This is a genomic window from Streptomyces sp. (genome assembly GCF_035563135.1).
GTDB lineage: Bacteria > Actinomycetota > Actinomycetes > Streptomycetales > Streptomycetaceae > Streptomyces.
Genome location: NZ_DATMVN010000091.1, coordinates 1 through 6226, shown reverse-complemented (window position 1 = coordinate 6226; position 6226 = coordinate 1). Strand labels below are relative to the sequence as shown.

The following is a 6226-nucleotide window of genomic DNA, read 5'->3' as shown; positions in this document are numbered from 1 at the left end:
CTCCTGCGCCGGAGGAGTGCGCGGCGTCCTGGGGGCGGCGACGCGCCTGAGGGGTGCCCGGGAGTGGCCGGAATGCCGGGCTCGCTACCCTGGACGGCATGGACTACGTATCCGCGCTCGTTCCCCCCGTGGTGATGGCCGTCTTCTTCATCGGCCTCGTCATGACGATCATCAAGAGCCAGGGCGGCCCGAACAAGGCCAAGGAGGACGCCGCCGTGGACGCGGCACTCGCCCGTGCCGAAGCGGCCGAGCGGACGCCGCGGCCCGAGGGCGTCTGACCCGGACCCGAGCGTGAAGGGCGCACGGCTCCCCCGGAGCCGTGCGCCCTTTTTGGCACCCCCGAATCATCCCATTCCGGACATCTAACACTGAGGTGACGGTGTGCCCCGCCAATTGGGAGAGCTGGAAGACGCCGTGATGACACGGGTCTGGCAATGGAACCGCCCGGTCACCGTGCGGGAAGTTCTCGAGGACCTTCAACGGGAACGGTCCATCGCGTACACGACCGTCATGACGGTAATGGACAATCTCCATCAGAAGGGCTGGGTGCGCCGGGAAGTCGACGGCCGCGCATATCGATATACGGCGGTCTCCACGCGCGCCGCATACTCGGCCGCACTGATGAACGAGGCCTGGTCGCAGAGCGACAACCCCGCGGCGGCACTGGTCGCCTTCTTCGGCATGATGTCCGCGGAGCAGCGTGAGGCTCTCCGGGATGCGATGCGCGTCGTCACGCCCGCCTTCCCCGAACCGGCCGGGTCCCGCCCCGATGACGGAACCACAGCCGATGGGGCGCCGCCGGAGAGCGGGCGATAGCGTCGGGGGATGTCCTCAGAGCAGTCGCAGACCGAGCGCCGTACCGAGTCGCAAACCGGAGCTCAAAGCAGGCCGGAAACCCGATCTCGCGCAGATCTTCATACCGTCCCGTCGGTAAATAGGCCGGCCATCACCGTCCGCCGCGCCAGGACGAGCGATGTGGCGTCCGTCCGCGGGCTCCTTGACGGCTACGTCTCGGAAGGCATCCTGCTCGACAAAGCGACGGTGACGCTTTACGAGGACATCCAGGAGTTCTGGGTCGCCGAACGCGACGAGGACGCCCGTGTCATCGGCTGCGGCGCACTCCACGTGATGTGGGAAGACCTTGCCGAAGTCCGTACTCTCGCCGTCGACCCCGGTGTCAAGGGCGCGGGAGTGGGGCACCAGGTCCTGGACAAGCTGTTGCAGACCGCGCGCTGGCTCGGCGTCCGCCGGGTTTTCTGTCTCACGTTCGAAGTCGACTTCTTCGCCGCGCACGGCTTCACGGAGATCGGAGAGACTCCGGTCGACGGAGATGTCTACAGCGAGCTGCTGCGTTCCTATGACGAGGGCGTCGCCGAGTTCCTGGGTCTCGAACGAGTGAAGCCGAACACCTTGGGCAACAGCCGGATGCTTCTGCACCTGTGAACGGCGGAACGCGCCGGAGCCCTATGTCCGAATCGCGCATGTTTCCCGCGTTCTCGCGCTCCTGATCCTCTCCCAGGGGTTTGTGTTTTCCGGGGAAAAGCGGTTTCCTTTCCGCGTACTGCATTTTCGATGAAAGGAAATCCGGTGGCGCAGAAGGTTCAGGTCCTTCTTGTCGATGACCTCGACGGTGGCGAGGCGGACGAGACAGTCACGTTCGCTCTGGATGGCAAGACGTACGAGATCGACCTCACCACGAGCAACGCGGACAAGCTCCGTGGTCTTCTCGAGCCGTACACCAAGGGCGGACGTCGCACCGGTGGCCGCGCCGCGACCGGCCGCGGCAAGGGCCGCGCCGTTTCCGGTGGCAACAAGGACACCGCCGAGATCCGTAGGTGGGCGCGCGAGAACGGCCACAACGTGAATGACCGTGGCCGCGTTCCCGCCGAGATCCGCGAGGCTTACGAGAAGGCCAACGGCTGACCTGTCGGCCGATGGGCCCACAGGTGTGTCCGGGCATGCGCGATCCTGGCCCGGTGGCATTCATTCGCCGCCACGTCCACGAGGCGTACGAGATCGGGAGCATCCCCACCGCTGCTCCCGAGGCCGTTGAGGGCCGGGAGGGACGATTCCACCTCCTGGCGCGTTCCGGGGGGCCGCAGCCAGCAGGCGGCCCCCGGCGAGCCCGCCGCCCCGCCCGGCGGCACCGGGGCCGTGATGTGCCCGCCGGTCCCGACGGCGGTCAGGTCGAGAGCGATCCCGCCCCACTCCAGCCAGTCGAGCAGCCCCGGCAGCTCGTCGGCGCTGCCCATGGCCACCAGCAGCCCCATGCGCCGCCCCGCCAGTGCCACCGGCCCGGTGCGCCCCACGCGGCGCAGCGCCGCGTGACCTGCCGCGGCGGGCAGCTCCAGCACGTCGAAGCTCAGCCCCGTCAGCAGCCGCACCGGCGATGTGCCCGCGGTGGCCCAGCCGAGTTCGCGGGCGTACCACTGCGCGCAGTGCCCGGACTCCGGTGACGAGCGGGGCGGCGGGACGAGGGAGGCCATGCCCGATGAACCGCCGAACCGGCCCCGGAGTTACGCCCCGCGCGTGATCCGCTGCCCTGGGTGCCCGCCGAAGGGGGCGCGTGGAGGCGCGGGCCGGCACGAAGTTGTTCGCCCGTAGCGGAGGGAACAGGGGTGCGCCGCATGGACTGCCGGTGGGTGCGGGTAAGACATCCCTAGTGGGAAGGGGCGACACGCGGGTAAAAACGTCTCACGTTCGCCATCGGCGTACTGACGAAAGGGCTATCTGCCTGGCCTGCGGGAACATCGTCTCGCACCATCGGGTTGGAGCAGTTGTCGGCGTTCGGGGCGGGGGATCCGCCTGGAAGCAGGGACGGGTGTCGGCAGTTGAAATGAGCGGTCCCCGCTTGCGGGACTAAGCTGCGGAAGGACAGGGAGGGGACCGACCCCTTACTGCCTGACCGCTCTGAGGAGCGATTAACGATGTTCGAGAGGTTCACCGACCGCGCGCGGCGGGTTGTCGTCCTGGCTCAGGAAGAAGCCCGGATGCTCAACCACAACTACATCGGCACCGAGCACATCCTCCTGGGCCTGATCCACGAGGGTGAGGGTGTCGCCGCTAAGGCCCTGGAGAGCCTCGGGATTTCGCTCGAGGCGGTCCGCCAGCAGGTGGAGGAGATCATCGGCCAGGGCCAGCAGGCCCCGTCCGGGCACATCCCCTTCACCCCCCGGGCCAAGAAGGTCCTGGAGCTGTCGCTCCGTGAGGCCCTTCAGCTCGGCCACAACTACATCGGCACGGAGCACATCCTGCTCGGCCTGATCCGCGAGGGCGAGGGCGTCGCCGCCCAGGTCCTCGTGAAGCTGGGCGCCGACCTGAACCGGGTGCGGCAGCAGGTCATCCAGCTGCTCTCCGGGTACTCGGGAGGCAAGGAGGCGGCCACCGCGGGCGGCCCCGCGGAGGGCACGCCCTCCACTTCCCTGGTGCTCGACCAGTTCGGCCGGAATCTCACCCAGGCCGCTCGTGAGTCCAAGCTCGACCCGGTCATCGGGCGCGAGAAGGAGATCGAGCGGGTCATGCAGGTGCTCTCCCGCCGTACCAAGAACAACCCGGTCCTCATCGGCGAGCCCGGCGTCGGCAAGACGGCGGTCGTCGAGGGCCTGGCCCAGGCCATCGTCAAGGGCGAGGTGCCCGAGACCCTCAAGGACAAGCACCTCTACACCCTGGACCTCGGTGCCCTGGTGGCGGGTTCCCGCTACCGAGGTGACTTCGAGGAGCGCCTGAAGAAGGTCCTCAAGGAGATCCGCACCCGCGGCGACATCATCCTGTTCATCGACGAGCTCCACACCCTGGTGGGTGCGGGCGCCGCCGAGGGCGCGATCGACGCGGCGAGCATCCTCAAGCCCATGCTGGCGCGAGGCGAGCTCCAGACCATCGGTGCGACGACACTCGATGAGTACCGCAAGCACCTGGAGAAGGACGCAGCGCTCGAGCGCCGCTTCCAGCCCATCCAGGTCGCGGAGCCGTCGCTGCCGCACACCATCGAGATCCTCAAGGGCCTGCGCGACCGTTACGAGGCCCACCACAGGGTCTCCATCACGGACGAGGCGCTGGTCCAGGCCGCCACCCTGGCCGACCGCTACATCTCGGACCGCTTCCTGCCGGACAAGGCGATCGACCTGATCGACGAGGCCGGTTCCCGGATGCGCATCCGCCGGATGACCGCGCCGCCGGACCTCCGCGAGTTCGACGAGAAGATCGCGGGCGTCCGTCGCGACAAGGAGTCGGCGATCGACTCCCAGGACTTCGAGAAGGCAGCTTCGCTCCGTGACAAGGAGAAGCAGCTGCTGGCGGCGAAGGCCAAGCGCGAGAAGGAGTGGAAGGCCGGCGACATGGACGTCGTCGCCGAGGTCGACGGTGAGCTCATCGCCGAAGTCCTGGCCACGGCCACCGGCATCCCGGTCTTCAAGCTGACCGAGGAGGAGTCCTCGCGGCTGCTGCGCATGGAGGACGAACTCCACAAGCGCGTCATCGGCCAGAAGGACGCCATCAAGGCCCTCTCGCAGGCGATCCGCCGTACGCGGGCCGGTCTGAAGGACCCGAAGCGCCCGGGTGGCTCGTTCATCTTCGCCGGCCCGTCCGGTGTCGGTAAGACCGAGCTCTCCAAGACGCTCGCCGAATTCCTCTTCGGCGACGAGGACGCGCTGATCTCCCTCGACATGTCGGAGTTCAGCGAGAAGCACACGGTTTCCCGGCTCTTCGGTTCGCCCCCCGGTTACGTGGGCTACGAAGAGGGCGGTCAGCTCACCGAGAAGGTGCGCCGCAAGCCGTTCTCCGTCGTCCTCTTCGACGAGGTCGAGAAGGCCCACCCCGATATCTTCAATTCCCTGCTCCAGATTCTGGAGGACGGTCGTCTGACCGACTCCCAGGGCCGGGTCGTGGACTTCAAGAACACGGTCATCATCATGACGACCAACCTCGGGACCAGGGACATCTCGAAGGGTTTCAACCTGGGCTTCGCCGCCCAGGGCGACGTCAAGACGAACTACGAGCGGATGAAGGTCAAGGTCAACGAAGAGCTCAAGCAGCACTTCCGGCCCGAGTTCCTCAACCGTGTCGACGACACGGTGGTCTTCCACCAGCTCACCGAGGAAGACATCATCCAGATCGTCGACCTGATGGTCGCCAGGGTGGACGAGCGCCTCAAGGACCGCGACATGGGCATCGAGCTCAGCGCCGAGGCCAAGTCCCTCCTGGCCAAGAAGGGCTACGACCCCGTGATGGGCGCCCGGCCGCTGCGCCGGACGATCCAGCGCGAGATCGAGGACATCCTCTCGGAGAAGATCCTCTTCGGGGAGCTGCGTCCCGGTCACATCGTGGTCGTGGGCACCGAGGGCGAAGGGGACGAGAAGAAGTTCTCGTTCCGCGGTGAGGAGAAGTCGGCTCTGCCGGACGTCCCGCCGATCGAGCAGGCAGCGGGCGGCGGCCCGAACCTGACGAAGGAAGCGTAGGGCGCGCGTAGCGCCTGAGCACCGAAGGGGCTGCCCCGGACCGGAACCGGTCCGGGGCAGCCCCTTGTGCGCGTCCAGGGCTTCTCGATGCCCAGCCGTTGTCCCGTCGAGGTCTGGCGGGGGGAGCGGTGAGCCGGGGGTGAGGGCTTGGACGATGCCTCCAGGCCCAGGCAGGCGGTGTCCGGATCCGGCTGGGGAACGCATTCGTCCCGCCTGCCGCCACCCCGTGCGGGCCTGCCGCGGTACCTGCCGGGCACTGCCGGATGACACGTGCCCGGCAGCGCCTTTCGGCCCGAGGGGCCGAAGGTCCCGAAACGGACAGGCTTCCGGCCTGCCGGCGGTGACAAGGCGCACAGACTCTCGGAGGCCTACTAGGCGCGTTAGGGGAAGTCACGGTGGCCCGGCCAGGGACCTCCGCCCTGCTCCGGAAGGGGATTTTAGCGTTTGGGGGCCTATGCCCGGATTTCGGGCTGGTGTCCAGGAAGGGTGGCTTCGGAGCTGGGGTTAAACCCGTTTCGCAGGAAATGTCCGGAAGATCGTCCGGTGCCGTCGACTCGGTGGCCGTCATGCATTCCCGCCCCCGCCGCTACGGCTTTTGATCGTAGATGGGGCGTTTGAGTGTTTCCGGGGGTGCGGGTTACCAAGGTGGAGCAAGCCCGGTCGAGCACTGGGTCCAGTCACCCCGGAGGTTCCCCCGTATGTCGAAGCGCGTCACGTTCCAGCAGTCCCGCCGCCCGTCCATGTCCCGCGTCAGTGGCGCCGTCGTGGCCGCC

The 6226-nt window shown here is 67.7% G+C and carries 6 protein-coding genes; 5 read left to right on the top strand and 1 reads right to left on the bottom strand.

The genetic code is table 11. The features are described 5' to 3' along the window. The first annotated feature begins 98 nt into the window (after positions 1–98). The 4 genes from VN520_RS03895 (at position 99) to VN520_RS03880 (ending at position 1923) form a co-directional block, all read left to right on the top strand. A complete protein-coding gene (locus VN520_RS03895; RefSeq protein ID WP_325745416.1) occupies positions 99–278 on the top strand; it encodes a hypothetical protein in 180 nt (59 codons plus the stop codon). Positions 279–381: 103 nt separating this feature from the next. Continuing rightward, positions 382–816, top strand: a complete 435-nt coding sequence (locus VN520_RS03890; protein ID WP_325745415.1) for a BlaI/MecI/CopY family transcriptional regulator — start codon at positions 382–384, stop codon at positions 814–816. Between the two features lie 9 nt (positions 817–825). Next, entirely contained in the window at positions 826–1443 is a 618-nt protein-coding gene (locus tag VN520_RS03885) for an amino-acid N-acetyltransferase (RefSeq protein ID WP_325745414.1), read from the top strand. A 144-nt stretch (positions 1444–1587) separates the two neighbouring features. Continuing rightward, a complete protein-coding gene (locus VN520_RS03880; RefSeq protein ID WP_325745413.1) occupies positions 1588–1923 on the top strand; it encodes an Lsr2 family protein in 336 nt (111 codons plus the stop codon). Here the strand turns inward: VN520_RS03880 and VN520_RS03875 are convergent. Beyond that, positions 1902–2486 carry an SCO3374 family protein gene (locus tag VN520_RS03875; RefSeq protein WP_325745412.1) on the bottom strand — a complete coding sequence of 195 codons (585 nt, stop codon included), beginning with the start codon at positions 2484–2486 and terminating at the stop codon, positions 1902–1904. The genes VN520_RS03880 and VN520_RS03875 overlap by 22 nt on opposite strands. Positions 2487–2927: 441 nt before the next feature. Between VN520_RS03875 and VN520_RS03870 the strand changes: the two genes are divergently transcribed. Next, entirely contained in the window at positions 2928–5453 is a 2526-nt protein-coding gene (locus VN520_RS03870) for an ATP-dependent Clp protease ATP-binding subunit (protein ID WP_325745411.1), read from the top strand. Positions 5454–6226 lie beyond the last annotated feature (773 nt).